The organism is Mycobacterium sp. (assembly GCF_035499775.1).
Lineage (GTDB): Bacteria > Actinomycetota > Actinomycetes > Mycobacteriales > Mycobacteriaceae > Mycobacterium.
Genome location: NZ_DATJYB010000391.1, coordinates 21,198 through 45,088, shown reverse-complemented (window position 1 = coordinate 45,088; position 23,891 = coordinate 21,198). Strand labels below are relative to the sequence as shown.

Annotated in this window: 20 protein-coding genes and 1 pseudogene; 10 read left to right on the top strand and 11 right to left on the bottom strand. The window is 64.5% G+C overall.

The genetic code is table 11. The features are described from left to right. Positions 1 to 206 precede the first annotated feature (206 nt). From VML93_RS24270 to mdlC, 3 genes are all read right to left on the bottom strand, one after another. On the bottom strand, positions 207 to 1,721 hold the full coding sequence (locus tag VML93_RS24270) for an FAD-dependent monooxygenase (protein ID WP_325614824.1): 1,515 nt from the start codon (positions 1,719 to 1,721) through the stop codon (positions 207 to 209). A 171-nt stretch (positions 1,722 to 1,892) separates the two neighbouring features. Beyond that, positions 1,893 to 2,288, bottom strand: a complete 396-nt coding sequence (locus VML93_RS24265; protein WP_325614822.1) for a tautomerase family protein — start codon at positions 2,286 to 2,288, stop codon at positions 1,893 to 1,895. A gap of 18 nt (positions 2,289 to 2,306) precedes the next feature. Then, positions 2,307 to 3,920 (bottom strand): benzoylformate decarboxylase, encoded by a 1,614-nt coding sequence (gene mdlC, locus VML93_RS24260; RefSeq protein WP_325614821.1) that lies wholly within the window; start codon positions 3,918 to 3,920, stop codon positions 2,307 to 2,309. A 264-nt stretch (positions 3,921 to 4,184) separates the two neighbouring features. Between mdlC and VML93_RS24255 the strand changes: the two genes are divergently transcribed. Beyond that, the gene (locus tag VML93_RS24255; protein ID WP_325614820.1) at positions 4,185 to 5,159 is read left to right on the top strand and encodes a quinone oxidoreductase; all 975 of its coding nucleotides are present in this window, start codon (positions 4,185 to 4,187) and stop codon (positions 5,157 to 5,159) included. A gap of 16 nt (positions 5,160 to 5,175) precedes the next feature. Here the strand turns inward: VML93_RS24255 and VML93_RS24250 are convergent, their stop codons facing one another. Both VML93_RS24250 and VML93_RS24245 read right to left on the bottom strand, forming a co-directional pair. Further along, a complete protein-coding gene (locus tag VML93_RS24250; protein WP_325614819.1) occupies positions 5,176 to 5,628 on the bottom strand; it encodes a MaoC family dehydratase in 453 nt (150 codons plus the stop codon). 244 nt (positions 5,629 to 5,872) lie between these two features. After that, positions 5,873 to 7,087 carry a helix-turn-helix domain-containing protein gene (locus VML93_RS24245; protein ID WP_325614818.1) on the bottom strand — a complete coding sequence of 405 codons (1,215 nt, stop codon included), beginning with the start codon at positions 7,085 to 7,087 and terminating at the stop codon, positions 5,873 to 5,875. Positions 7,088 to 7,259: 172 nt separating this feature from the next. Between VML93_RS24245 and VML93_RS24240 the strand changes: the two genes are divergently transcribed. The 3 genes from VML93_RS24240 to VML93_RS24230 are packed head-to-tail and all read left to right on the top strand — an operon-like array spanning position 7,260 to position 10,099. Next, positions 7,260 to 8,714, top strand: coding sequence for a wax ester/triacylglycerol synthase family O-acyltransferase (locus VML93_RS24240; protein WP_325614817.1), 1,455 nt, complete (start codon positions 7,260 to 7,262; stop codon positions 8,712 to 8,714). A 50-nt stretch (positions 8,715 to 8,764) separates the two neighbouring features. Next, on the top strand, positions 8,765 to 9,658 hold the full coding sequence (locus tag VML93_RS24235; protein ID WP_325614816.1) for an SCO6745 family protein: 894 nt from the start codon (positions 8,765 to 8,767) through the stop codon (positions 9,656 to 9,658). Positions 9,659 to 9,670: 12 nt separating this feature from the next. After that, the gene (locus VML93_RS24230; protein ID WP_325614815.1) at positions 9,671 to 10,099 is read left to right on the top strand and encodes a hypothetical protein; all 429 of its coding nucleotides are present in this window, start codon (positions 9,671 to 9,673) and stop codon (positions 10,097 to 10,099) included. A gap of 12 nt (positions 10,100 to 10,111) precedes the next feature. Here VML93_RS24230 and VML93_RS24225 read toward each other — a convergent pair whose 3' ends face one another. After that, positions 10,112 to 10,828 (bottom strand): CoA pyrophosphatase, encoded by a 717-nt coding sequence (locus VML93_RS24225; protein ID WP_325614814.1) that lies wholly within the window; start codon positions 10,826 to 10,828, stop codon positions 10,112 to 10,114. A gap of 20 nt (positions 10,829 to 10,848) precedes the next feature. Continuing rightward, positions 10,849 to 12,247, bottom strand: a pseudogene (locus VML93_RS24220) (DNA polymerase); the annotation flags it as partial. Positions 12,248 to 12,436: 189 nt separating this feature from the next. On the opposite strand from VML93_RS24220, the gene VML93_RS24215 reads away from it, so the two are divergent. Together VML93_RS24215 and VML93_RS24210 are read left to right on the top strand one after the other, a co-directional pair. Then, a complete protein-coding gene (locus VML93_RS24215; RefSeq protein ID WP_325614813.1) occupies positions 12,437 to 15,532 on the top strand; it encodes a hypothetical protein in 3,096 nt (1,031 codons plus the stop codon). Positions 15,533 to 15,591: 59 nt separating this feature from the next. Further along, complete coding sequence (locus tag VML93_RS24210) at positions 15,592 to 15,891, top strand: hypothetical protein (protein WP_325614812.1); 300 nt, start codon at positions 15,592 to 15,594, stop codon at positions 15,889 to 15,891. 19 nt (positions 15,892 to 15,910) lie between these two features. Here the strand turns inward: VML93_RS24210 and VML93_RS24205 are convergent, their stop codons facing one another. From VML93_RS24205 to VML93_RS24195, 3 genes are all read right to left on the bottom strand, one after another. Beyond that, positions 15,911 to 16,573, bottom strand: coding sequence for a DUF5995 family protein (locus VML93_RS24205; RefSeq protein WP_325614811.1), 663 nt, complete (start codon positions 16,571 to 16,573; stop codon positions 15,911 to 15,913). 180 nt (positions 16,574 to 16,753) lie between these two features. Continuing rightward, positions 16,754 to 17,749, bottom strand: coding sequence for a peptidoglycan-binding domain-containing protein (locus VML93_RS24200; RefSeq protein WP_325614810.1), 996 nt, complete (start codon positions 17,747 to 17,749; stop codon positions 16,754 to 16,756). A 184-nt stretch (positions 17,750 to 17,933) separates the two neighbouring features. Continuing rightward, complete coding sequence (locus tag VML93_RS24195; RefSeq protein WP_325614809.1) at positions 17,934 to 19,373, bottom strand: hypothetical protein; 1,440 nt, start codon at positions 19,371 to 19,373, stop codon at positions 17,934 to 17,936. 695 nt (positions 19,374 to 20,068) lie between these two features. On the opposite strand from VML93_RS24195, the gene VML93_RS38695 reads away from it, so the two are divergent. From VML93_RS38695 to VML93_RS24175, 4 genes are all read left to right on the top strand, one after another. Next, entirely contained in the window at positions 20,069 to 20,287 is a 219-nt protein-coding gene (locus VML93_RS38695; protein ID WP_414686428.1) for a hypothetical protein, read from the top strand. 314 nt (positions 20,288 to 20,601) lie between these two features. Next, positions 20,602 to 20,853: a hypothetical protein gene (locus VML93_RS24185; RefSeq protein WP_325614808.1), complete on the top strand. Its 252-nt coding sequence runs from the start codon at positions 20,602 to 20,604 to the stop codon at positions 20,851 to 20,853. Between the two features lie 338 nt (positions 20,854 to 21,191). Then, a complete protein-coding gene (locus VML93_RS24180) occupies positions 21,192 to 21,590 on the top strand; it encodes a Zn-ribbon domain-containing OB-fold protein (protein ID WP_325614807.1) in 399 nt (132 codons plus the stop codon). A 41-nt stretch (positions 21,591 to 21,631) separates the two neighbouring features. Beyond that, on the top strand, positions 21,632 to 22,843 hold the full coding sequence (locus tag VML93_RS24175) for a thiolase family protein (protein WP_325614806.1): 1,212 nt from the start codon (positions 21,632 to 21,634) through the stop codon (positions 22,841 to 22,843). An 18-nt stretch (positions 22,844 to 22,861) separates the two neighbouring features. Here the strand turns inward: VML93_RS24175 and VML93_RS24170 are convergent, their stop codons facing one another. Continuing rightward, positions 22,862 to 23,749, bottom strand: coding sequence for a fructose bisphosphate aldolase (locus VML93_RS24170; protein WP_325614805.1), 888 nt, complete (start codon positions 23,747 to 23,749; stop codon positions 22,862 to 22,864). Between the last annotated feature and the right edge of the window lie 142 nt (positions 23,750 to 23,891).

Below are 23,891 nucleotides of genomic sequence, written 5' to 3'. Positions count from 1 at the left end.
TGAGGTACCATAATTAGAGATCGACATGAATCACCGTGTGATTGACCGGGGCTCGGCCGGGCTTTGCTCTCCGCATCGTGGCCACAACGTATTTCGTCTCGACCGCCCGGAACAGGCCGGTGTGGGCTGAACAGCCGGTCGCACCGGTTTGGCCGATGACTTATCGAGTTCATGTCATATATGACATGCATATGTTTGATCGCGTTTCAGCTCACCATGTCGCAGCAGCCGGTCGACGGCCCGAACCAGTTGGTGAGGGCGTCAGCGAGCCCACGGTGGGAACCGTCTCCCACCCAGGCGACATATCCATCCGGCCGTATCAAGACGGCGGCGGGCGCCGTGACCGCGCCGAGTACCGGAAGATCCCAAGCGCCAACAAATTCCGCGTCGACCCGTCGAACGCGATCGGCCCATTCAGCGAGGTCGATACCGTCGGGCGCACCGAGGTTGACCAGCACCGGCCGGGCGTCGTGCAGCAGGGTGAATATTCGGCGCGGCCCGTCGGCGGTGAGCAGGTCAAGATCGGGCATGCGGCGCCCGACCAGCGGGTGTTCCTCCCCGAGTCCGTAATTGATGTCCAGGCCAGACATCATGGCGGCGAACCGTTTGCGCGGGTCGTCCATGCTGAGGAGTTCGGATACGACCTCACGCATTGCCTTGGTGCGGTCGTCGGCGCGAAGAAGGGCCATCTGCGCCATCGCGTTGCGCAGTACGCGCGCACCGACCGGGTACCGTTCGGCATGGTAGGTGTCGAGAAGGCTGTCGGGCGATATCTGTTTGACCACCTGCGCCAGCTTCCAGCCCAGATTCACCGCGTCCTGCATACCGGTGTTGAGGCCCTGCCCGCCGATCGGGTGATGCACATGCGCGGCGTCGCCGGCCAGCAGGACCCGGCGGTCGCGGTAGGACGCGGCCTGCCGTGCGGCATCGGTGAACCTGGAGATCCAAGTGGGACTGTGGATCCCGTAGTCGGTGCCAAATACGGCGATCACTGCGTCGCGCAGGTCCTGCAAGGTGGGCTCGACGCTGGGGCCGACGCGCTGCTCGGTCACCATGACGCGCATCGGACCCCCATCCTCGAGCATGCTGAGCGAATGGACGCCCAAGGTGTCGTGGCGGATGCCCCATTGCGGCGGCTCCGCCGCTGTCGCGTCCATCTCAACCTCGGCGAGCAGGTAGCTCGTGGTCGGATCCCACCCCGGGAAGTCGATGCCGGTCGCCTTGCGGACCACGCTGCGTCCTCCGTCGCACCCGACCAGATACTGCGCCCGCAGCGCCTGACCGTCGGTCAACTCGACGTCGACCCCGTCGTGGTCCTGAGCGATGGTCACCACCTCGCGCCCGCGATAGACCGGTACCGCCAACTCGGCGACCCAGCCCGCCATGATGCGCTCGATGTCGTTCTGCCACAGCGCAAGCCCGTAGGGGTGCCGGGTGGGAAAGTCACTTATGTCCAGGCGAATCTGGGAGAACCCGGCGACCTGCGCCGTCTGACCCTGCGACAGAAACCGTTCGGCGATGCCACGCTGATCGAGTACCTCGATCGTGCGTGCATGCAGGCCACCCGCCCGCGCGCCGATCAGGACCTGGCTGACCCGCCGTTCGACGATGGCGACGTCGACTCCTGCCAAGGCCAACTCGCCTGCCAACATCAGGCCCGTCGGGCCGCCTCCCACAACTAGCACCGCATGGCTCGATATCTGATCGACGTCTTCGCGCATCCTGTCCGCGGCCAACTCAGCACGCACTCGGCAACCCCCGCTTCAGTGAGTTCTGGCTCCGGCCAGCGATTGTGCGCCATGACCCCGGCCTTGCCGCAAGCCCCCAGGTCAGATATATGTTGAAAGTGACGGCGCAAATACCCTGAATTCGATGGCTGTGGCAGCCAGCACTCAGCTGCCGGCGATCCAGGCGGCTTCCTCGCCGGGCTCGGGCAGGACCCGCCCGCCTTCAATAGCGAAACTCGCCGGACTGGTCACAAAGACGACGAGTACCCGCTCAGCCGGGACGCCCGCAACTCGCGTTACGGCAGAGGCGATTTCGACAGCCAGACGGGTGACCTCGGTTTTCGGGTGACCCTCGCGTATCCAGCCGTTGACGAGGACCGGGTTGGCCGGCACGCCGTCGGTGTAGACACTGTCCGCAGGCAGTTCGTGGTAGACGACGTTGACGTAGGTGCTCGGCACGTGATTGATCTCCGAATGGATGCTCGCGATCTCACGCGCCAGCGCTTTCTTGTTGTCGACTGACAGCGTCGACTCGGTCGTTGTGCAGGTATAGACGGGCACGTCTGCTCCTTGAGGCGGTCAACCCAGATGCGCGGCCTGCACTTTAGTCGGCACAACGATCACGGTGGGCCCGTCGGACTTCAGCGCGGCATTGAATTCGTGCGCGAGCTTTTCGCAGCTGTCCACATTGACCGCGCGGCACCCGAAACCCGTTGCAATGGAGGCGATATCGAGGCCTGGCAAGTCCAGTGCCGGCACGCCGGGGGTCTTTTCCAGTAGCGCGAACGACTTCAGGATCGAGTATTCGCCGTTGCGCATCGCGACGAACACGATCGGTAGCCGGTGTTGGGCGGCAGTGTAGAGGGCCTGCACCGAGTATTGGAACGACCCGTCGCCGATGGTGGCAAGCACGTGGCGCTTGACGCCACGGGCGCGGTCTCCCAGGGCGACGCCCACCGCCGCGGGCAACCCCCAGCCGATGCCGCCGCTGGCCGTGGCGAAAAATGACCCCGGCCGGGTGCTGGGCAGGAATCGCAGTTGCTGGGCCATCGTCGACGTCGATTCGGTGACCAACGGCGAATCGGCTGGCGTGACGGTTCTCAACGTCTCCCACACCGCATCCGGCTCCAGCGGTGCCGACCCGGTCACGTCGACTGCGGAGGTGGGCGCCTGCCTAGCTGGTACCTCCCGGTCGCTGTGATCATCGACCATGCCCACGAGCTGCTCCAACGCCAGCAGCGTGTCCCCCAGCACGCTGTCGCCTACCGGCGCCGCACCAGCGAGTCCCGGATCGGCGGTGATCTGCAGCAGTTCGGTGCCCTCGGGCAGGTACTCACCAGCCACGTATGGGTAGTACCGGAAGACCTGCGCCCCGATCACCACAACCAAGTCATGACCACGCAGCACCTCGGTGACACCGGCGATGGTCATCGGCAGCTGTCCCTGGAACAGCCGGTGATCCTCGGGGAAGGATGCCCGGTCGGGCAGCGGGCCGCTATATACCGGCGCGCCAACCTTTTCGGCGAACGCCACGCCGGCGTCCCAGGCACCGGCGCGATCGACCTCGGGGCCGAAAACCAGCAGTGGCCGCTGCGCTGCACTGATGCGCTCGGCGAATCCGCACAGCCGCTCGGCATCCGGGCTGACCCGGTGACTCACTGTGCGGATCACGGCGGCACCCAGCGCGGGCTTCTCCCAGTCATCGAGCGGGATCGACACAAACACCGGGCCGGCCGGTGGCTGTAAAGCCACCGCGTAGGCACGCATGATCGCCGCCGGTACGTCCTCGGCGCGCTTGGGCTCATACGCCCACTTCACCCACGGCTGCGGAAAGACAGTTTCGTCCTTGTTGGTCAGATATGGCTCGCACAAAACCATTTCGCGGGTCTGCTGACCGGCCGTGACGATCAGCGGCGTGTTGCCCTTAGCCGCCGCCACCAGGTTGCCCATCGCGTTGCCCATCCCCGCAGCGGTGTGCACATTGACCAAGGCGGGCTTGCCGGTGGACTGGGCGAATCCGTCAGCCATGGCCACCACCGATGCCTCCTGCAATCCCAGGACATAAGTGAAGTCGTCTGGGAAGTTCTTCAAGAAGGTCTCCTCGGTGGAGCCCGGGTTGCCGAATACCGTCGTCAGACCGAGCCCACGAAGCAGATCGTAGGTCACCTCGTGCACGGTTCTCGCGTACGTCATAGTCCTGACCGTCCTTCCGCCGTCGTCTAGTTACCAGACTTGCCATCACGACTGAAGGTGTCGATGTCTCGGGTAACAACGCTGTCGGCCGCTCGCTGTCAACGCGGACAATCCCGTGAGTGTTGCCAGCTATTTCCCAGCGCTCAAACAGGATTCACTATCCAGCGGTCTGGCGTCCCCCGTTGTACCGCGTCCCATCGTGAACCCGCAGCCGTTGTCAGCGAGACCATCGACAGCGATCCCTACCCGTTGGAATGTTTGAAGATGCACGCGATAGAAGTCGAGCACACCGGCGGACCGGAAGTCCTTTCTTTCGTCGAGAAGCCGCAACCCTCCCCGGGCGCCGGTGAAGTGTTGATCAAGGCCGAGGCGATCGGCTTGAATTTCGTCGACACCTACTTCCGGGCGGGGCTGTATCCCCATCAGCTGCCGTTCGTCCTCGGGGAGGAAGTCGCCGGAACCGTTGCGGCCGTGGGCGAGGGCGTGACCGCACTGCGCCCGGGTGACCGGGTCGCGACCGCCGACGCGATCGGCGCCTACGCCGAGTACTGTGTGGCACCGGCCGATGTCGTTGCGCCGGTGCCGGATACGGTGACATCCGAGGTCGCCGCGGCCGCGATCCTCAAGGGCATGACCGCCCACCTGCTCATCAAGTCGGTGTATCCCGTGCAGCGCGGCGACAGCGTCCTGCTGCACGCCGGAGCCGGTGGGGTGAGCCTGATCCTGACGCAGTGGGCTACCAGCCTCGGCGCCCGGGTCATCACGACGGCCTCCACAGCACAAAAGGCGGAGCTGTCCCGCCAAGCCGGCGCCGTGGAAGTGCTCGACTACCCGACCGACCCTCAGCAGTTCGCGGCCGGGGTTCGACAGCTCACCGGGGGTGCGGGCGTCGCCGCTGTGTACGACGGCGTGGGTAAGTCGACGTTCGACGCCAGCCTCGCCGGCCTGGCGGTGCGCGGCATGCTGGTGCTGTTCGGCGCGGCGAGCGGGCCGGTGCCTCCGCTCGACCCGCGGCGGCTCAACGCCGCCGGCTCGGTGTATCTGACCCGGCCGTCTCGGCCCCATTTCATGCGCACACGCGACGAATTCACTTGGCGTACAGGAGAATTATTCGATGCCATCGCGGCGGGCACCATCACGGTGACGGTGCGTGGTCGTTACCCACTCAAGGACGCGCCCCAAGCGCACCGCGATCTGCAAGCGCGTAAGACCGTCGGCTCGGTCGTGCTGGTGCCGTAGTTCCGCTGCGCGCACGTTATGGGTACAGCACGATGACGTCGGCCACACAGGCTGGGCGGGGCCCGCCCGCTATCTCGTAGACGATGGTGAACACGGCTTCCACGCCCGACGTCTTCTGACGCGCACGCATCACCGTCACGGTGGCGCGTACCTGCGATCCGACTCGCAGCGGCGCGGGGAAGCGCACTTTGTCGATGCCGTAGTTCAGCGCAGCGGTCAGCTCTCGGATCTCCAGAACCTTCGAAATCACCACCGGTGCAAGTGACAAGGTGAGGTAGCCGTGCACGACGGTGCCCTTGAACGGGCCGTTGCTCGCCCGCGACGTGTCGGTGTGGATCCACTGATGATCCCCGGTGGCATCGGCGAACAAGTTCACCTGCTCCTGCGTGATCTCCATCCAGTCTGTGCTGCCAAGGGGCCGCCCGACGAGGCTGAGCAGATCGTCCGGCTGGTCGACTACGGTGTTCATCGAAGCCCTTTCACCGCGGCGTGGTTAACGCGGCAGTCGCTGATCGAGCGCAAGATTGGACACGTCTGCTCCGTTTCAACCGCTCCCTTGGTTGCGTCAATCGTCGCGCCGGTCCAACTCGTTGTCGTTGTAATAGGAAACAATGTCGAGTGTCCCGTGGTGTGCCGGGGCACACCTGCCCGATGAGTCGCACTGGCTACGCTACCGGGTGAGGAACGGCTAAACCTTTGTCAGGCAACCAGACTCAGCTGGCTGGTGTTTGGCGGCCCTGCTCCATGAGGCGACGGTGCACTTCGAAGGCGAGGCACAACTCCGCAACGTCACGCGGCTTGGACAACGAGCGTCCGGTGCGCTGCTCGATGCGGTGCAGCCGGTAGCGCACGGTATTGGGATGGCAGAACAACAAATCCCCTACGGTGCGCATCGACCCATCGTTGTCCACCCAGGCCTGAAATGTCTCGAACAGGACGTCACGCTCCTGGTCAGGAAGCCCGGCGAAGCAATCGATTGTCGGTTCGACGAGCTTGACGAGGACCTCCGGTGCGCTCACCGCCGCGCTGGTCAGTATCGAGCCGTCGAACAGCGCCACCAGCAACCCGGGATCCAGGCGGCCTCGCAGCGACACCCGGGCAAAGCGCAACGCCTGAGCGGTGTCGCGCAAGTCGTCGAAGCGTGCGCTCACCCCGACTCGCGCGGTGGCAACCCGGGAGACCAACGCCAGCGCATCACCGAAGTGCTTGTCATTCCTGATATGCACGATGCCTACGTGGAGGTCGGGAAGCATCCACCACGCCGAGAAGATGTCCAGGCTGCGCAGCTTCGACTCGATCTGCGGCAACCCTTGCCCACCCACCGGATCCACCTCGGCGGCGACCACGACGTACGGCCCGGCCGTGGGGAGCCGAAGGGAGTCGGCGGCTTCCCAAAGGCTGCATTCTTCGATGATTCGGCCATGTAGCAGGGCGTCGATCAGTTCGGCGCGCTGCGCCTCGTCGTTACGAAGGCGGCGAATCTGTTCGGCGCGATGCCCGACGGCCATCGCGTCGGTGTAGGCCTCTTGTGCGGCCCACACCTTGTCCGTCAAGTCACGATATGCACCGCCGTTGAGGCGAGGGTAGCCGGCCGATTCGGCTGCCACGGCATCCCATAGGCGCCGGAACCCCACGCGGTACGCCTCCATCACCGACGACAACGGCACCCCATCGCGGGCGCGCTGTACACCCAGCTCGGTGGCGGCCGTCGTGTCGAATGCGGCGTCGGCGGCGATGGCGGTGCAGATCGGTCGAAGATTGGCTGCACAGCCGGCGACGACCATGTCGAAAGGCAGTAGAATCGCCGTTCGGTAAAGCTGGACCTCGCGGCTGATCGACTCGGCAAGTATCACTGCAAGCTCGTCGGCGCGACGACCAACCGCCTCCGCCACCTCAGAGACCTGCTGTTGCACACAGTTGCTAGCCATGCGGTGCATAATAGGTGGCCACCGGAGACTCGGCTTGTTCCTGCGAAACGAAAATGTGCGTCAATCTTGTCGCAGGAACAATGACTGCCAGTGCCAGACACGCACCGCGGGCGCCCGCCTAAAATACGGCGCGTACCAATCGTGATGACCACATCGACGTCGAGGAGTCCCGATGGCTGAACCAGCGAAGCGGCTTGGCCCGCTCGACATGATGTTCCTCTACGGCGAGACGCCGAGCACCATGATGCATGTGGGCGGACTGATGCCGTTCACTCCGCCGCCGGACGCGCCGCCGGATTTCCTGCGCCAGCTGCTGGACGAGACCAAACTGGAAAAAGTCGTCCCACCCTGGAATCGCAAACTTGCCCATCCCACGCTGCTGTACAGGCCTGACCAGGCCTGGGTGGTCGACGATAATTTCGACCTCGACTACCACGTTCGACGCTCCGCGCTGGCCAGCCCCGGAGACGAACGGGAGCTCGGAATCCTGGTGTCCCGGTTGCACAGCAATGCGCTGGATTTGCGGCGCCCGCCGTGGGAGGTGCACTTCATCGAGGGGCTGGAGGGCGGCAGATTTGCGATGTACATCAAGATGCACCACGCGTTGGTGGACGGCTACACGGCCACGAAAATACTCCGGAAGAGCATGTCCACGGATCCGCACGACACCGACCACCCGTTGTTCTTCAATATCCGTGGTCCGGCAACCGGAAGCTCCCACAAAGCGGAGGACACAGAGAACTCAGAAGGCGGCGGCAACCTCCTCAGCAGTGCGGCGGGTGCGATCAGCGCGATAGGCAGCGCCATCGGGTTCGTCGCGGGTACCGGTCGTTCGGCATTCGACCTCACCCGGGCTGTGATCAACACGGAGTTGCGACCCGGCGACGAGCATCGTGACCTGGTGACCTCCTTCCAGGCGCCGCCGTGCATCCTCAATAACCGGATCAGCCGCAACCGGCGCTTCGCCACCCAGCACTACAAGGCCGAGCGGCTCAAAGCGATCGGCGCGAAGCAGGACGCGACGCTCAACGACGTGGCGTTGTCGATCATCGGCGGAGGTCTGCGGACCTTCCTGGCCGAACTCGGTGAACTGCCGGATAGATCGCTGATCGCCTTCGTGCCGGTCAACGTCCGGGCCAAAGACGACGAAGGCGGCGGTAACGCCGTCGGTGCGATGCTGGCACCGATGGGCACCGATATCGCCGACCCGATCGAGCGGTTAGACACCGTTGCGAGGTCCACTCGCGCGACCAAGAACGAACTCCGCAGGATGAGCCGAAACGCCATCATGGCCTACAGCGCAGCAATCATGGCGCCAAGCGGGTTCCAAGTGGTGAGCGCGCTGACCGGCGTGCGGCCGCCGTGGCCCTTTGCGTTCAATCTGTGCGTCAGCAATGTCCCGGGCCCCAAAGACGTGCTCTACCTTCGAGGCAGCCGCATGGAGGCCAACTACCCGGTGTCCATCCCGGCTCACGGCATGGCCCTCAACATCACGCTGCACAGCTACGCCGGTGACTTGGACTTCGGATTCGTCGGATGTCGCGATACTCTGCCGCACCTGCAGCGCCTCGCCGTCTACACCGGTGAAGCCCTCGACGAACTCGAGGCCGCGGCGTCGGCAGCGTAACGTTCCTTCGCGCCTTGGCCCTGGCAGCAACGGGTGGTTAACTGCGACCCGTGGGCAGAGAACCGAGGCTGGCGCGGCGCTTCTTTGATCGATTCGAGCCGGTGCACGCGGTGACGTACTTCGCGCCCGAGGCGCGGGCGGCGTTTGACGCACTGGGCTACCGAGGCTTCTGGATGAGCTACTTTGCGGCCCGGTCGGCGCCGTTGGGCATGGTCCCGCCGCAGGTCGTGACCGCGATCTTCTATAACTTCGCCCCGGAGCGGGTCGCCGAGGCCCTGCCCGCGGCGTGGCAGATCGCCGGTCCCGAACCCGCCCTGCGCGCGCGGCGGGAATCTGCGGTGGCGGCGCTGCGCCGATACGGGGTCGAGGACGACGAAAACATCCGTGTCGCAGCAGAATTGGCGGGAAAGGCGGCACGCGGTGCGCCGCTCGACGGACGGCCGCTGTTCGCCGCGAATCTGGCGCTGCCATGGCCGGACGATCGGGTCGCCGCGCTGTGGCATGCCACGACCCTGTTGCGCGAGCAGCGCGGCGACGCCCACGTGGCGCTGTTGGCCGCCGCCGGTGTTTCCGGCCGAGAGTCCAACGTGCTACATGCTGCGGCGCGCCGCGTGACACGTGAGTTTCTCGCGCGCGGCCGCGATTACGACGAGGCGTCGTGGCGTCACCACGAACAGCGGCTGGCCGAGCGGGGCCTGCTCGATGACGACGGATCGCTGACCGCTGCCGGCTGGGAGCTCAAGGACCACATCGAAACCACGACCGACGCGCTTGCCCTGTCGGCGCTCGACGCGCTCAGCGACGACGAGGTGGAGGCGCTTTTCCGGGCGCTCACCCCGATCACCCGGGCCGTAGTCGCCGGCGGCGATGTTCCCGCGGTCACCCCGATGGGTCTTGGCCGCGACGAATTACACAACGGCAGTGCACATTTGATCGAGAGTTAGCGGAGTTCAACCATGACGGTCCAGTGGGATTGGGCGGAGGCAGTCGACAGTGACTCCGTGGTCGGCTCAATAGCCTCGAGCGACAGCATCGCAGTTGCCGGGTCGGTCGCGACGGCAGGGAGCGTCGCCGTTGCCGGGTCGGCGGCGACTGCGGGCAGTGTGGCCGTGGCGGGCTCGGTTGCGACCGCGGGCAGCGTTGCGGTGGCCGGGTCTGCGGCGACCGCGGGCGGCGTCGCGGTGATCGGCAGTGCGTTCACTGCGCTGTGTGTGGTCGTCCGGGAATGCGTGGCATGCCTGGCATGTGTCGCCTGCACCCGGTGCGCGGCCTGCGTCGGGTGCGTGCGCTGCACCGACTGCGTGGGATGCGTCGGCTGCGTGAACTGCTCGGGATTGCGGAACGTCAAGGGCGCCAGAAACCTTCACGCGCAACCCGCCGCCTGAGCCGACAACAGGCTACTGCCAGGCGAATAACGGTTGCTCAAGCCCGTCGACCGGGTCGTGGCGGCCTTCCAGGCACAACCACCGCAGTTGCAGCAAGACAGCACCCGTCGGCGCGTGAATCAAGTCGTTTCCCAACGGGATTTGCACGACCGGCCGGGGGCTCTCCGGGATGGCGATGAATCGGGGCGAATCGGGGCGCTGCAGTTGGTGCAGGCCCACGCGATAGACCGCCACCACCTCGTCGGGCGCAGGTCGCGGGTCGAGTCGTCCGCCGCCCCAGATCACCACCGGTGTGATGACATAACCGGAGCGCGTCGGGTAGTCGTCCAGCAGGCCGAGCACGGCCGAGTCGGACAGCGCAACGCCGACCTCCTCGTCCAACTCCCGCAGTGCGGCCTCGACCACGGTTTCGCCCGGGTCTACCCGGCCACCGGGCAGCGCCCATTGCGCCGCATGCGAGGTGAGGCGAGATGCTCTGCGGCACAGCAGGAATGCGGCACCGCCGGAGACGTCGACCATGCGGCCGTCGAGTAGCTCCGGCATCGGCCGCCCGTCGATCCAGTCGTCCACCGGCGCCGGGTCCACCCTGTCCTCGCCGACCTCAGAGTCGACCAGCACCACCGCGACCGCGGCATGGCGCTTGCTCGGGTCGGTCACGGCGCGGCGATCGTGACCCGCCAAATGCGCGCGGATCTGCTCACGCAGCGCGTCGTCATACGTGATCGTCACCGTTCGACCATAGGCATCTGTCAGCTGACGACGCGCGCGGCGTCCCAGTTGGGGCCGCACCCGACCGAAACCTCGAGCGGCACATCGAGCGGATACGCGCCGCTCATGCGCTCGCAGGCGAGCGCCGCCAACGCCTCGCGCTCCGCGGCGGCCACCTCGAACACCAGCTCGTCATCCACCTGCAACAGGATGCGTGATTTCAGGCCGGCATCCTCGATCGCGTGGTTGACGTCGATCATCGCCACCTTGACGATGTCCGCTGCGCTGCCCCGGACGGACATCGAAAGGGCGGCACGTTCGGCGGCCTGGCGAACCTGACGGTCAGCGCTGTCCAACTCGGGCAGGTAACGCCGCCGGCCCAGCAGTGTGGCGGCGTATCCGAGCTTGCGGGCGTCGTCGACGACACCACGTAGCCGGGCGCTGCTGGACGATTCGATCGGGCCCGTTTCGCCGGACAGATGGGTCATCACCCGCGTCTCGAGCTGGCCGTAGCGCGCCGTCATCAGCTCGGCGTAGCCATCCCCCGGCACGAACACCTCGCGGATGCGGCGGCCCGTATCGAGGTGCAGGTTCGGGTCGGACGACCAGAGCCTGCCGGTGACCGCGCCGGTCTGGTGGAACGTGGTGTGGATGCGACCGTCGGAGCCGATCGAATTCAGCAGGATGCCGACGATGTCGTCAAGTCGGGTGGCGTCAGAGCGGATGCGGGTCAGCAATGCGCGGTCCGCAGCGATGCCGGCGGTCTCCATCCCGGAAAACACCCGCTGGACCGGGAGCTCCAGCCTGCTCAGCACCGACGAGGAGTCGATCCGCGCCAGCTCCTCGTCCAGCACGTCGGCCAGGTCGAGCACCGCGCACGCTCTCAGGATCAGCGATCGCACGGCCTGCTCGTCAGGCCCACCTGGCTGCGATGAAAATCGCTGCGTCTCAAGGGCTTCCGAGGGCAGCGCGCAACGCATGTGGCGTATCAACAATTCGTTGAGAGCCAAGGTCTGCTGCTCGGGACGCAACAAATGAGCCGCCAGCGCGGTATCCGAGGTGACACCTCGCAGCGACCAGCCCCAGCCGGCCAAAGCGCGCATCGCCGACTTCGCCTGATGCACCGCCTTGGGTGGGCCAGGGTCGGCAAGCCAAGACGCCAGCGCCGCCTCGTCGTCCGGCGCCATTGCGGCGATGTCGATGTAGCGGCCGTCCCCGTCGGCCGCCACGACAGCCAGAGCACTGGTGTGCAGTGCTTCGGAACCGCGCTCCGCATCCGCGCCGTCAACGGCCAGGCCGAACCGATTCCCCAGGCTGTGTTCGGCCAGCCAGGCGGCGAGCTCGCCGTCGCGCAGCGCGCGCCCGCGTACGTCGAAACCATCCGACACGCCCCTCATCCTTGGCCATGGTCTGCCAACCACGCCGACGGGGTGCCCGGAAGGCTGACGCAAATGACGACGAGAGCGCCGGAAGGATTCGAGTAGCGCAATACTCTAGTTGCACCGGCGTCCGCGGCGGAACCCTTAAAGAGTGCGGCAAGCACGGAAGTCGTTCACTCTACGAAGGGGTCGACATGGACGCCCCAGGATCACGGAGCCTGTGCACCACTGACCGGCCGGTGCCACCATCATGACCACAGCGCAGAACTCAGGCAGCCTCGTGCCAATACCGCGTCGATGGTCGTCCCTCATCACGCACGCCTGGGGCAAGGTTGCATCTCTCAGCATCCCGATCGCTGCGGGCGTGTACATGTTCGCCACGAATTGGACGCAGGCTGACCCGGAATACCTGTTCACGATCAGCTACACGGGACACCCCGACTATCTGAGGAAGGTACAAACACCTTCCGATCCAGCTGGTCTGCCGGCTGTTCTGATGTCTGGTCTGTCGCGCGCGCTCGGATACGACCGATGGGTGATGCTGGGTTATTTCCTGGTGTTGATTACCTGCGCCCTGGTCTTCACGAACCTGGCGTTCTCCAAGTCCGGCAAGAAGCTCAGCCATTTCATCCTTGCCGCAGCATTAATTGCCGTGGTCGCACACCTTCTCGAGGACGCGTTGATCTACTGGGTGATCGGCCGACCCGGGCGGCTCGGCGGTCTGCCGGATGCGTTCTGGATTAACGCGCCAGGCGCGATGGCCACCGTCAAATGGTGTGCACTGGTCGTGGCGGTTACGGCGATACCGGCAGCTGTCTTCTCCGTGATCCGGGTGATCCTGTCGCATCTGCGCCTGCAAAGGTACCGACGGCGATACCACGCCAACTGGTGGGACGCCGCGTTGTCACAGGCGGCGCCGGAGCCGGTCGAAGGCGACACCGAGGCGGCCTGGCGCCAGGCGTATTTTGTTCCCGACGCCTCACCACTGGTGCCCTTGAACGACCACCGCCAAGTGGGGTCCGTGCCGGCGCCCACGGCTCTGTGCCTATCCGGCGGCGGAGTTCGCTCTGCGTGTGTGGCGATGGGCGCGATGCAGAAGCTCGCCGGCCCGCGGGACAGCATTCCGGACGCGTGGCAGCAGGCACCGGTGCTTGACGACTTCGACTATGTGATCTCGGTGTCCGGCGGCGGTTTCAGCGCTGGGGCGCGGGTGCTTGGCGTCCAAAGCGACGCGACCCAAGACGGTGCAGCGGGCGGTGCGATCGCGCCGCTCTCTGAGCGCTTCAGCCCGGGTTCAGTCGAATTCGACTCCATACGTCGGCGCTGCGATTACATCGCTGATTCACCGTTCGCTCTCTTGCGGGCACTTGCCGAGGTGCTGAAGAACCTCCTGGCGTCAGCGCTCATTATCGCTTCGTCCGCAGTCATTCTCGGGTGGCTGCTGGGGATCTTCGTGACCTATTTTCCGTTTAGGGCCGTGGTTCCCCGTCGAGGTGGTGTGTCGCCCCTTAGCACCCATATCGAGTCGCTGCAGGCACGTCCGGTGGCGGTGCTGGCGGCCATCGCGATTCCCGTTGCGGCAGTGATAATTTGCGTCGTCGGCAGCCTGGGCTGCGAGTGGGCCTCCGCCTCGCGGGTGAGCACCAACGCGCGAGCCGCCTTCGGTTGGATGGGTCGGAGGGCCGGACTATTGGCCCTGCTGGTGTTCGTTCTCAGCTTTGCTGGGCCTGGACTGATGTGGCTGTGCCTACAGCGACCGGACAAGGGGCCTTTGGGGGCGATTGGCGGCACCGCGGCCGTGGTGGTCCTGCAATACGGGGCGACGCTGGTGTCGATGAGGTCGAAGAGCGACAGTTTTCTGAATCCATCTCGGTGGCTGAAAGTCGTGCCGTCGGGGGTGGTGCGTATCGGCCTCGTGCTGTTCACCCTGGCCGTGATGCTGATCGGATGGCTGCTGCTGCTCGGCATCGTCGCCGAGCATGTCTACAACGCGGAGGTCGACGAGCAGATCCGCAATCCCGGCCAACCACTGACTTCTGACATTCAGTGGCTATACCTGGCAGGGATCGCGCTGCTAGCGCTGCTGCTGAGTAGCTTCGACGTGACCTCGTTGAGCCTGCATCCGTTTTATCGGCAACGCCTCGCACACACATTCGCTGTGCGGCGCACCCGCGGGAAGGCCGCGGAATACAAGCCTAGCGAAGCGACTTGGCTCGACAAATACGGCAAAGCTCAGTCGGGTGGCCCGAAATTCGTGTTCGCCGCGGCCGCGGCCATCTCCGATGGCGACATCCGGCCTGCACCCGGCCTCAACGCCGTGTCGTTTGTCATGACCGCCGATTACATCGGGGGACCAGCCCTTGGCTGGCTCAAGACTGCGGAACTGCGCCGAGCGGCACCCGCACGCGTTGAACGCGACCTCACCGTACAGGCGGCGATGGCAGTCAGCGGAGCGGCGTTCGCCTCGGCGATGGGACGACAGACCAAAGGAATTCAGACGCTGCTGGCGCTGTCCGGGGCGCGCCTGGGAACCTGGCTTCCCAACCCCACTTTCGTGAGAAACGCTCAGCGCAACGCTGCGGACCCCTCTTTCCCCAAGGCACTCCCTTCGGTGCGTGGCGCCGGCTATTTCTACCGCGAACTGTTGGGTATCAATAAGTTTGACGCCCGACTTGTTCAAGTTACCGACGGTGGGCACTACGAAAACCTTGGTCTCGTCGAGGCCCTACGCCGGCGATGCCGATTGATCTACTGTATCGACGGCGGCGGCGACGCTCCCCCCCTGCTGTCCGGTCTCGCCGACGCAATTAGGCTCGCTGGATTCGAGCTCGGCGTCGAGATCACAATGGAGAACGGCGGGCCGTTCGGCGTCGAGAATCTCGCACCGGGATCCGGCGAACAGTTCGCCGATTCTCATGCGTTTAGCGGCCTCAACACCCGCATCACCAAAGGTGCTGTGGCCAGAGGGAAAATAAGGTATCCCAAGGCAGCTGGAATCGAGGACGAAGAGGCCAGAACCGGATGGCTCATCATCGCCAAGGCTGTGTTGTGGCGCGAGTTGCCCGATTGGGTTTTGACCTACGCCGCGGAAAAGGGCGGCGCAGAGTTTCCGCACGACAACACATCGGACCAGTGGTTTTCCGAAGGCCAGTTCGCCGCCTACACGGAGCTCGGCCGCAGTATCGCGGTGAGTGCCATGCAGGTCCCTGGTGACGGCAGCCTCCCCCAGCGCGAAACCTCGGTGCAGAAGCCGACTTCGAATGGTCACTCACCCGCCGAGCCGCCGACACCGGCACCAGACTTAGCCGAAAGCGTTGTGCCGGATGCGATCCCGCTTTCGGCATAAATGCGCACCGAGACGAAACGTATGAAAAAGCCGACTACACCGACGAAGGAGTCCCGCTGATGATTACCTGCCAGACGACCAGTCTTGCCCGTCACGTTCGTGTGCGTCGGCTCGTTGGCGCCACTCTTTTCAGCGCGGCGCTCGCGCTGGTGGTCAGCCCGTTCGCGCACCCCGTAGTCGCGCGGGCCGACTACGACCCGAGCTTCTACGACTTCTGCATCAAGAACCTTGGTCAGGGTGTTGATTACTGCTGCGCCCACGCCGGCGGGATCGTAAAAGGTGGGAAGTGCGTGGATCCGGTTACCGGAAACGTCTTCTCGCGGACGTCGACGTCGGCGGTGAGGTCGTCGCGTGGTTGATGCGCGCAGACAGGAGCGACTACCGGGTCACCGGGGTGAGCAGCAGGCTAGAGCCCATTCCTACAGTGCTGTCGAGTGTTTCGACGAATCCATCGAACAGTAGGTTGACCCGTCGTAGTTCCCACAATGTTTTTGCGGTCAGCCACGCGGCGTCACGAGCCTTCTCGATGTCCCACGAACAGATGATGTGTGCGAGGGGTTCAAGGTGGTTATCGATGGACTTTTCGACCGTCGTCAGGAATGACCGCCGGATTTCCGCTTCGACGCCGGCCAGCACCTTGTTGACTGCGTCGTAGTCTTCGCGCACGCCTGGGTCGTCAGGGGTGCATCCTCGCGCGGTGCATGTGGCGACAACAGCAAGCGGCAGATCACTTTCGATGTGCGCGTTCATCCCGGCCAGCGCGAATTGAATCGGCATTACCTTTCTGTTCGCGCGGGCATTGAACAGGGGTGCCCAGGCCTTCGGCTTGTCGCTAGCGGCGTCGTATGCGTTGAACCAGTAGTCGGCGAAGCGGACATCCAAATCGGCGACGAATGCCGCGTCGCGAAAAAAGCCGCCCTTGGTCAGGCGCTCCTGCATCGCTTCGGTCACCCGCAGGTATATGCCGTTGAACACGCTGGCACCATCGCTCGCCGGCAGCTCTGAGGCGATGTCTCGCATGCGTGTGACGACTTCGGGCACTGTGGTTGGACTCATAGCTGCGCGATCGCCACCAACGCCGGCACGTCGGTGCGTCCGGTCTGTGCGTACGGTGTGCCGCGCTGGGGCGAGCTGTGCATCATCCGAGCTGTATTCTGTGATAACAGAATTCGACTTTGGCGCCATCCCGATCTGTGTCCTATCCTGCAATCGCTTGATCAATCAGCTGCGCAGTCGGTTTCGCATCCAATCGACGCCGCCGCCGATGTCATACGGGGAGTAGTGGGGATTGGGGGTGTCGCCAAGAAACGCGACGCCACTGACGATGGCCCTGACGATTCCCAAGATCTCACTGACCGGTTCCCCGAACAGATCGGCGATCTGTGCGGCGAGGGAGAACGGGTTGGAGAATACGTCGGAGCGCGCCACCGCCTGGTACACGGCGGCCTTTATCTCGCTTGCTTTGTCGTCGCCGTTCTCGGCGAAGATGTCGCCCTCGCGGTATACGTCAACCCAGGAGTCGGGCTTGTCCGGGAAGCCGGGCAGCCCGAACCGCCGGCGCGGGTCGAGCCCCTGGGTTCCTTTTTGGGTGATCCAAGGCCGCGCCCAGTCCGCGATGCTGTCAGTCTGGCGGCCCGGGTTGCCGTAAGCCAGAACACCTTTGAGCTCCGGAGTTCGCCAGGCGAGCGGCTTTCCGGGTGCCAGGTAATCGAAGTAGAAGTCGCAGATGACGATCCCGCCTTGGGAGAACCCACCCAGCGACCAGGGCGTTCCCTTGGGGAATGGGACGAGGTTGTCCATCACCTCGGAGCCGATCAGGCGGGCCAACTCGTTGACACCGCTGGCATTATCGAACGGAATCGGGCCGTTGTTGTAGCCGATCGGCTGGTGGTGGCAGAGCCCTTCGGCTTCGAGCTGGGTGCCGGTGTCGGCGACGGGCCCGGCAAACATGTTCGAAGTATGCCCTTCGACAGTGAACATGATGGGCCGCAGGTCAGGCGCTGGTGGCGCGTAACCGGCGCGGGATGCCGTCGTGGCGTCAAACTCTCCCGTCTGCGGAAGGCCGAGGCGCCGCTGCATTTCCTTGACCGCGGCGACTTCGTCGTCGCCGTAGTAGCCGTCTTCGGTCGGCGCATACGCGCGGTATTCGCGCTCGAACCATGCCTGCCAATATTCGATTTCCGGGCCGTGTGACCCAGGCTTGTATGGGAGTGGCATTTCGGTGAATCTCCTTAGGACGCTTGCGGTTTTGTGGGTGGTGGCATCGCGTTCAAGCCACACGAGCGCGCCAGTGGGGGTCAGCGCCCCCGGCGGCCAGTATTCTTGCGACTCGTTGTCGGCCAGTTGAATATCCCGAATTATCTTGGTTCATTGGGCATCTCGCATGCCTTGATCGGATGGGTCACATCTTGTCATGAAGATCGGACACCATCTGGAACAACGTCCTGCCGTTGTGGGTCATGGCCAGCACCTTCGACAGGGTGGTGATCTGGTCGAGCACCGAGCGGGTGGTGTTGGGCTTCTCGTCGAAGGATTCGGTGTCGGGGAACAGCAGGTCCACCTTGCGGTAGTCGGCCCCGTCGGGGCCGATCAGCGGCGAGCCGTCGGTGTTGGTCCCGTTGAGGATGTTCATGATGTCTTGGATCTGGACCGTCATGATCACTTGCGGCTTTGTCGGCGTTTGTGGTTTTGCTGCCGCTTCCGGTGTCGCCGGCGCGGTGCTGATACCGCAGGCTGCGGCAAAATCAGTGGGGGACACTCCGTCTGCGACGTTCATGTCGCAGTTGCCGAACGGGGCACAACCCATCGGCAGACCTTGGTTGGCGCCGGCGGAACCGTCGGTGTACTGGTGGGCGATTTGCCCGGGCAGCAGCGGGTTGGAGCCGTACCCCGCTGCGATCACGCGTAATCCGTTGGGCCGCGTTGGCCACATGCTGTTGAAGTCGCCCTGGTTGGCGTAGCCGATGACGCGCGCGGGGTTGCCGGCGTACTGAGCAAGGTTCTTGTAGAGGGCGTTGACCCAATCGGAGCCGTCACCGGCGGGGTTGCCGCCGCTTTCCACGTCTAGCATGAGTACGACTTTGGGGTGCAGACCGCCGTTGGCGTCGATCATCTGTCGCACCGTGTTGGCGTTGTCTTGCCAATTCGGCCGCGCGTAGGTGTACACGATGCCGCAGGCCAACCGGCCGGTATCCAGCGCGTTGCGCATCCAAGCATAGTTTTGCGCGAAGTTGTGATCCTGATAGGTGCCATCGCTAACTCTGATGGACAAGAGTTTGTACGGGTATGAATTGTCAACGGGGACTTGGAATTCGGATACGTCGGCGAAGAAGCTATCCACATGACCCAGCGTCAGGGGTGTGCCGTCTTCGACAATGGGCCCGGCGACGTACCAGTGATCGTTCCAGTAGCTGCTGTCGGACGGGATGGCCTTGGGCGTGGTGCAGCAGCCGTAGGTGCCTGACGATTCCATGAAAACCCCGTCGACGACACAGTTCATGTGCGAGTGGGGTCCGCCGTCGCCCTCGTGGTGCAGGTTGATCACCACCGGCGCATCCGCGGGAATCTCGCCCAGGGAGGCCACGTGCACCAAATCGAAGGAGCCGACCGACTGTTGGCCGAAGGGCTTGTAGCGGTAGGACTCGGTGGACAGTCCTTCCCGGCCCCACTCCATGTCTTTGCCGTTGAATACCGCCGATAACACGTCCGTCACCAGACCGGAACAGTCACAGCCGACGGTGCGATCGTCGGAATCCCAGGTGCCGCCATAGACGTAGTCGTCGCCGACGCGGTCGAAGAATATGCGCTTGGCGAACTCAACGTCGCCGCGGGTGATGGTCACTGGTCGCTCCGTCCGTGAGGTGGTTGGGATCCGATCCTTACACGCGCAGGGCTCGCGGCAATGAGTAGTCGAGTACTCGAATGTGGTTGCGCTACTACGTACTCGGTCAGCCGGCTCCGGTCTCGAGGTCGAGGATGATGCACTCAATCCTTCAGCACCCAACGGTCACCACGGCTTTATGCGCCCCCAACTTTGTCGATTTTGCGGATGCGGGAGTTGTGCGTCGAAATGTCGGAATCGGATGTGGCTGGGGCGCCGCCGTGGCGCGAGGTGAGTTTGTCGAATCGGTCGACGGTTTCACGCACCCACACGACCGTTGCGTGACGTCGATCCGATACACGGATTAGTGTTGACACGTAGCCGGTTTCGATTGGCTCGCTTGACTAGGCCCGGGGCTTTCAACGGTAATTCGATTGCTGCCGTGTGCCATTCATGAAGAAAGGCGCTCTGCATGGGATCGTCGGGATTGCAAGGACCTTTTCCCGTATTGATCGGAGCGCCAATCCGGTGGCTGCGGCGGCGCCGCTGGCGATCCCGCTGCGACTCGGCAACGCCGGCTCCAATACCGCCGCCGACCACAAAACCGTCCTCCCCCTCCGACGAGCACGTCCACGGGCCGTGGCAACCGGGCGGGACCATGAGCACCTCGACACGTCGGGTTCTCGCCGCAGGAGGGCCGGCCGAACTGGCGGATCGTGCGCGAGGCACACGATCTTGCCGTCCTCGTGTTCGCCAACCGCGACGAAACGAATGCTCTGCGTGAGAAGAGCGCTGATGCGCTTGCGCCACTAGGCGCTTACGGTGCGTCCAAGGGTCCCGCGGCCATCGAGTCGCTAGCCGGGCGGCATGAACGCGGCATTCTCTGCCACGAGGAATTCGCCGCGAAGAGGGCCGAACGGCTCAGCCGGCTCTGAGCCGCTACCCCGTCTGGGGCACTGTCCGTGGCCGGCGTCAGCAGTCCAGTGAACAACGACATTCACATCGCGCACAAAAGTACCGCAGCGTTTGTCTTTGACTTCGACATGAAATGGCCCTGCTTCCTCGATCCTGTGCTGCCGATCCGTTTAAGTGGAATCATGACCGGTCGGAAACCGATTGCGGGACAACGAGAAGGCTTGCCCGCCGACCGAAATGTAGGTCGCCAACAAGGCGTAGGAGACACCCGACTTCTGCGGTCTTGACATCTCTCGCGAGATCCGCCGAATCGAACGTTCAAAGGAGAACCGAAATGTCGATCGCACATCCGATCGCGAAAATGCTTTTCAGCGCCGCTGTTGTTCTCGGCTCCGTTGCTGTGGGAGCAGGACTCGCCGGCGCCGACCCAGGCGCGTCCGACACCCCGAATCCGTTCGGTGCCCTCAGTTGCAGCTGCCAAGAGACAGATCTGACCGGCAGCGTGCCCGTCGCGGATGAGATTGATCGGGGAGTCATTGCCGGGACACACGGCATGGCCGGCTGGTTGCCACCCGTCCCGGAGTAGGGCTTCCACACTTGGTTGACCTTGGCGGCGCGACACCTTAGCCGTCGACCGTGGGGGATACCCACGCATCTTGAAATCATCGATATCACCCACCTCCGGTGCGTCGCGAGATCGGGCACAAGTCGTGCGGCGCGAGCACATCGCTGCCCGGACTGACCGGTCGTTTCGAGGACGTGTAGATTATCTAACTTGATAGTCGATGATCACGCCCCTACCAGGTGGTTTGTCAGATTCGCAGCGAAACGGCGGCCCGCTCTGTGTCGCGTTCGCGGCGGAGCCTGGAACCGTCCGGTGGCGCGCTGAGTCCGGCGGTCGGCCGGCACGAGACGGAGGTTCGTATGGCTGGGCAGATCCCATTGGTCGACTATCTGGTCCTCGATGATGGCGAACCGCACCTGATCGCGCAGGAATGCACCAACTGCGGCGCCCGGTTCTTCGACCGGCGCAACGCTTGCGCCAGCTGCTTCGCGACCGACTTCAAGACCGTCCCGGTCGCGACCGAAGGCACGGTGCGGACGTTCACGATCGTCACCTTCGCCGCCCCGGGCATCCCCACCCCGTTCGTGGCATCGGTCATCGACTGCGACGGCACCCAGGTGCGCGCCAACCTGGTCAACGTGGAGCCCACTCCCGAGCAGGTTCGCGACGGGATGAAAGTGCGGCTGGCCACCTACCCGATCGGCGCCGACTCCGAGGGCACCGAGGCGATCGGTTTCGGCTTCGAGCCCGCCGGCTGACCAGACCACCATCGATCCCCAGGCCCGAGAAGGAGCAGACGATGAGCGCCAGCGACGAAATTTGGATCCTCGGGATCCGGATGACCAAGTTCGGCAAGCACCCGGATCTGGACACCGTTGACCTGGCCGCCCAGGCCGCGACCGACGCGCTCGCCGACGCCGGCCTGACCATGGCGGACGTCGGCGTCATTGCCGCCGGGAACCTGATGGCCGCCAACGCCGGGATCGGTCAGCAGCTGCAGAAACAGATCGGCCAGACCGGCATCCCGGTCTACAACGTGGCCAACGCCTGCGCCACCGGGGCCACCGCGCTGCGGACCGCCATCATGGCCGTCAAAGCCGGCGAGGTGAAGTACGGCTTGGCCGTCGGCGTGGAGAAGCTGTCCGGTGCCGGACTGCTGGGCGCGGGCGGGGCGAAAAAGAAGGACGCCGACGTCTGGGCCCCGAAGGGCCGTTACGGCGCGGTCGCTCCGGTCGACGGCCGGATCGGCACCGAGGCCATGCCCGGGGTGTTCGCCCAGATCGGTACCGAGTACGGCCACAAGTACGGCGGCACCAGCTTCGAGCTGTTCGCAAAGATCAGCGAGAAGAACCACGCTCACTCGACGCTCAATCCGCTGGCGGCCTACCAGAAGAGGTTCACCCTCGAGCAGATCATGAACGACGTCATGATCGCCTACCCGAACACGCGCGCGATGTGCTCGGCCAACTGCGACGGTGCTGCCGCCGCGATCGTGTGCAACGGCGAAACGTTGAAGTCGCTGTCGCTGCAGCAGCGCCGGCGCGCGGTGAAGGTGTCGGCTTCGGTGCTGACCACCGACCCCTACGAAGAGGGCTGCCAGGTTCTGCCCAACGTCAACACGCTGACCCGCAACGCCGCCAACACCGCCTACGAGCAGGCCGGCGTCGCCCCGGCCGACCTGGACCTGGTCGAGTTGCACGACTGCTTCGCCACCGCCGAGTTGGTGCACTACGACAATCTGATGCTGTGCGAGCAGGGCGGCGCCGCCGACTTCTTCAACTCAGGCGCCTCCTGGCGCGACGGCTCGACCCCGGTGAACGTCTCCGGCGGGCTGCAATCCAAGGGCCACCCCATCGCGGCCACCGGCATCGCCAACATCTGGGAAATCTGCCACCACCTTCGCGGCGAGGCCGGCGACCGTCAGATCGAGAACGCCAAGGTGGGCCTGGCCCACGTGATCGGCCTGGGCTCGGCCTGCGGCGTCCACATCCTGGAAAAGGCGGCGGTTTAGCGGCGATCGCGAGCGCGGCTACGTCAGCGACGCCGCATAGATCTGCTCGATATTCGAGCTGAGCTTCTGGTCGAATTCCGAATCGGTCTGGTTGACGGTTAAGCCCTCTGTCAGGGCACGCGAAAAGCTCGCGATCAGGCCGTGGTTGCGGGACAGGATCGCGCAACTCTCCGCGAGGCTGTAGCCGCCGGACAATGCGACGACACGCAGAACCCGGGGGTGGTGGATGAGCGGCACATACAGGTCGTCTTCGTCGGGCAATGTCAGCTTGAGCATGACCTGCCGGCTCTCGGGGAGTTCGTCGAGTTTTCTGGTCAGCGCCGCCACCAACAGGCGGTCCGCCTTCGCCTTGTCGGGGCTTTTGATGCTGACCTCGGGCTCGATGATCGGCATGAGTCCGTGCTCGGTGATTTTGCGTGCGTAGGCGAACTGCTGGTCGACGACCGCCTCGATCCCGTCCTCAGTGGGCTCTTGAATGAACGAGCGCATCTTGGTGCCGAAAATCCCTTTGCTCACGGCCCGCTCTAGCAGGGGTTCGAGCTTCGTGATGGGCTTCATCAGCTGGACACCATTTTCGGCGTCGGTGAGACCCTGGTCGACTTTGACGATCGGCACGATGCGCTTCTGCTTCCACAGAAAAGCGGCGGTGTCCTCGCCGTTGATGGTTCGGTCCATCGTCTGCTCGAACAGGATGGTCGCCAGTATTTGGTCGCCGGAAAAGCTCGGACTCAACATGAGGCGCTCGCGCATCTCATGGATGAGGTCGAACATCTTCTCGTCGTTGTCGTATGCGTCCTCTGGAATCCCATAAAGCTTCAGGGCCTTCGGGCTACTCCCACCGCTTTGATCCAGCGCGGCGATAAAGCCGCGCCGCGACGCCATCACGTCGCGCTGCTCTTCGTTCACTGCGATCCTTCCGTCGTACCTGCCACCTCGCTGGCCGCTTGCGCGCGGATCCCGGTTCTTGAGATTTGCGCCCCACCGTCCAGCATCCCGCACGACCACCCGATGGGCCAGCAACCGCGGCGACAGGGCTACTCGATAACCC

Coding starts and splice junctions, on each gene's coding strand:
- VML93_RS24270 (WP_325614824.1), bottom strand. CDS start 1,721: ATGCGCGAAGACGTCGATCAGATATCGAGCCATGCGGTGCTAGTTGTG.
- mdlC (WP_325614821.1), bottom strand. CDS start 3,920: ATGACGTACGCGAGAACCGTGCACGAGGTGACCTACGATCTGCTTCGT.
- VML93_RS24255 (WP_325614820.1), top strand. CDS start 4,185: ATGCACGCGATAGAAGTCGAGCACACCGGCGGACCGGAAGTCCTTTCT.
- VML93_RS24250 (WP_325614819.1), bottom strand. CDS start 5,628: ATGAACACCGTAGTCGACCAGCCGGACGATCTGCTCAGCCTCGTCGGG.
- VML93_RS24245 (WP_325614818.1), bottom strand. CDS start 7,087: ATGGCTAGCAACTGTGTGCAACAGCAGGTCTCTGAGGTGGCGGAGGCG.
- VML93_RS24240 (WP_325614817.1), top strand. CDS start 7,260: ATGGCTGAACCAGCGAAGCGGCTTGGCCCGCTCGACATGATGTTCCTC.
- VML93_RS24230 (WP_325614815.1), top strand. CDS start 9,671: ATGACGGTCCAGTGGGATTGGGCGGAGGCAGTCGACAGTGACTCCGTG.
- VML93_RS24215 (WP_325614813.1), top strand. CDS start 12,437: ATGACCACAGCGCAGAACTCAGGCAGCCTCGTGCCAATACCGCGTCGA.
- VML93_RS24210 (WP_325614812.1), top strand. CDS start 15,592: ATGATTACCTGCCAGACGACCAGTCTTGCCCGTCACGTTCGTGTGCGT.
- VML93_RS24200 (WP_325614810.1), bottom strand. CDS start 17,749: ATGCCACTCCCATACAAGCCTGGGTCACACGGCCCGGAAATCGAATAT.
- VML93_RS24185 (WP_325614808.1), top strand. CDS start 20,602: ATGTCGATCGCACATCCGATCGCGAAAATGCTTTTCAGCGCCGCTGTT.
- VML93_RS24180 (WP_325614807.1), top strand. CDS start 21,192: ATGGCTGGGCAGATCCCATTGGTCGACTATCTGGTCCTCGATGATGGC.
- VML93_RS24175 (WP_325614806.1), top strand. CDS start 21,632: ATGAGCGCCAGCGACGAAATTTGGATCCTCGGGATCCGGATGACCAAG.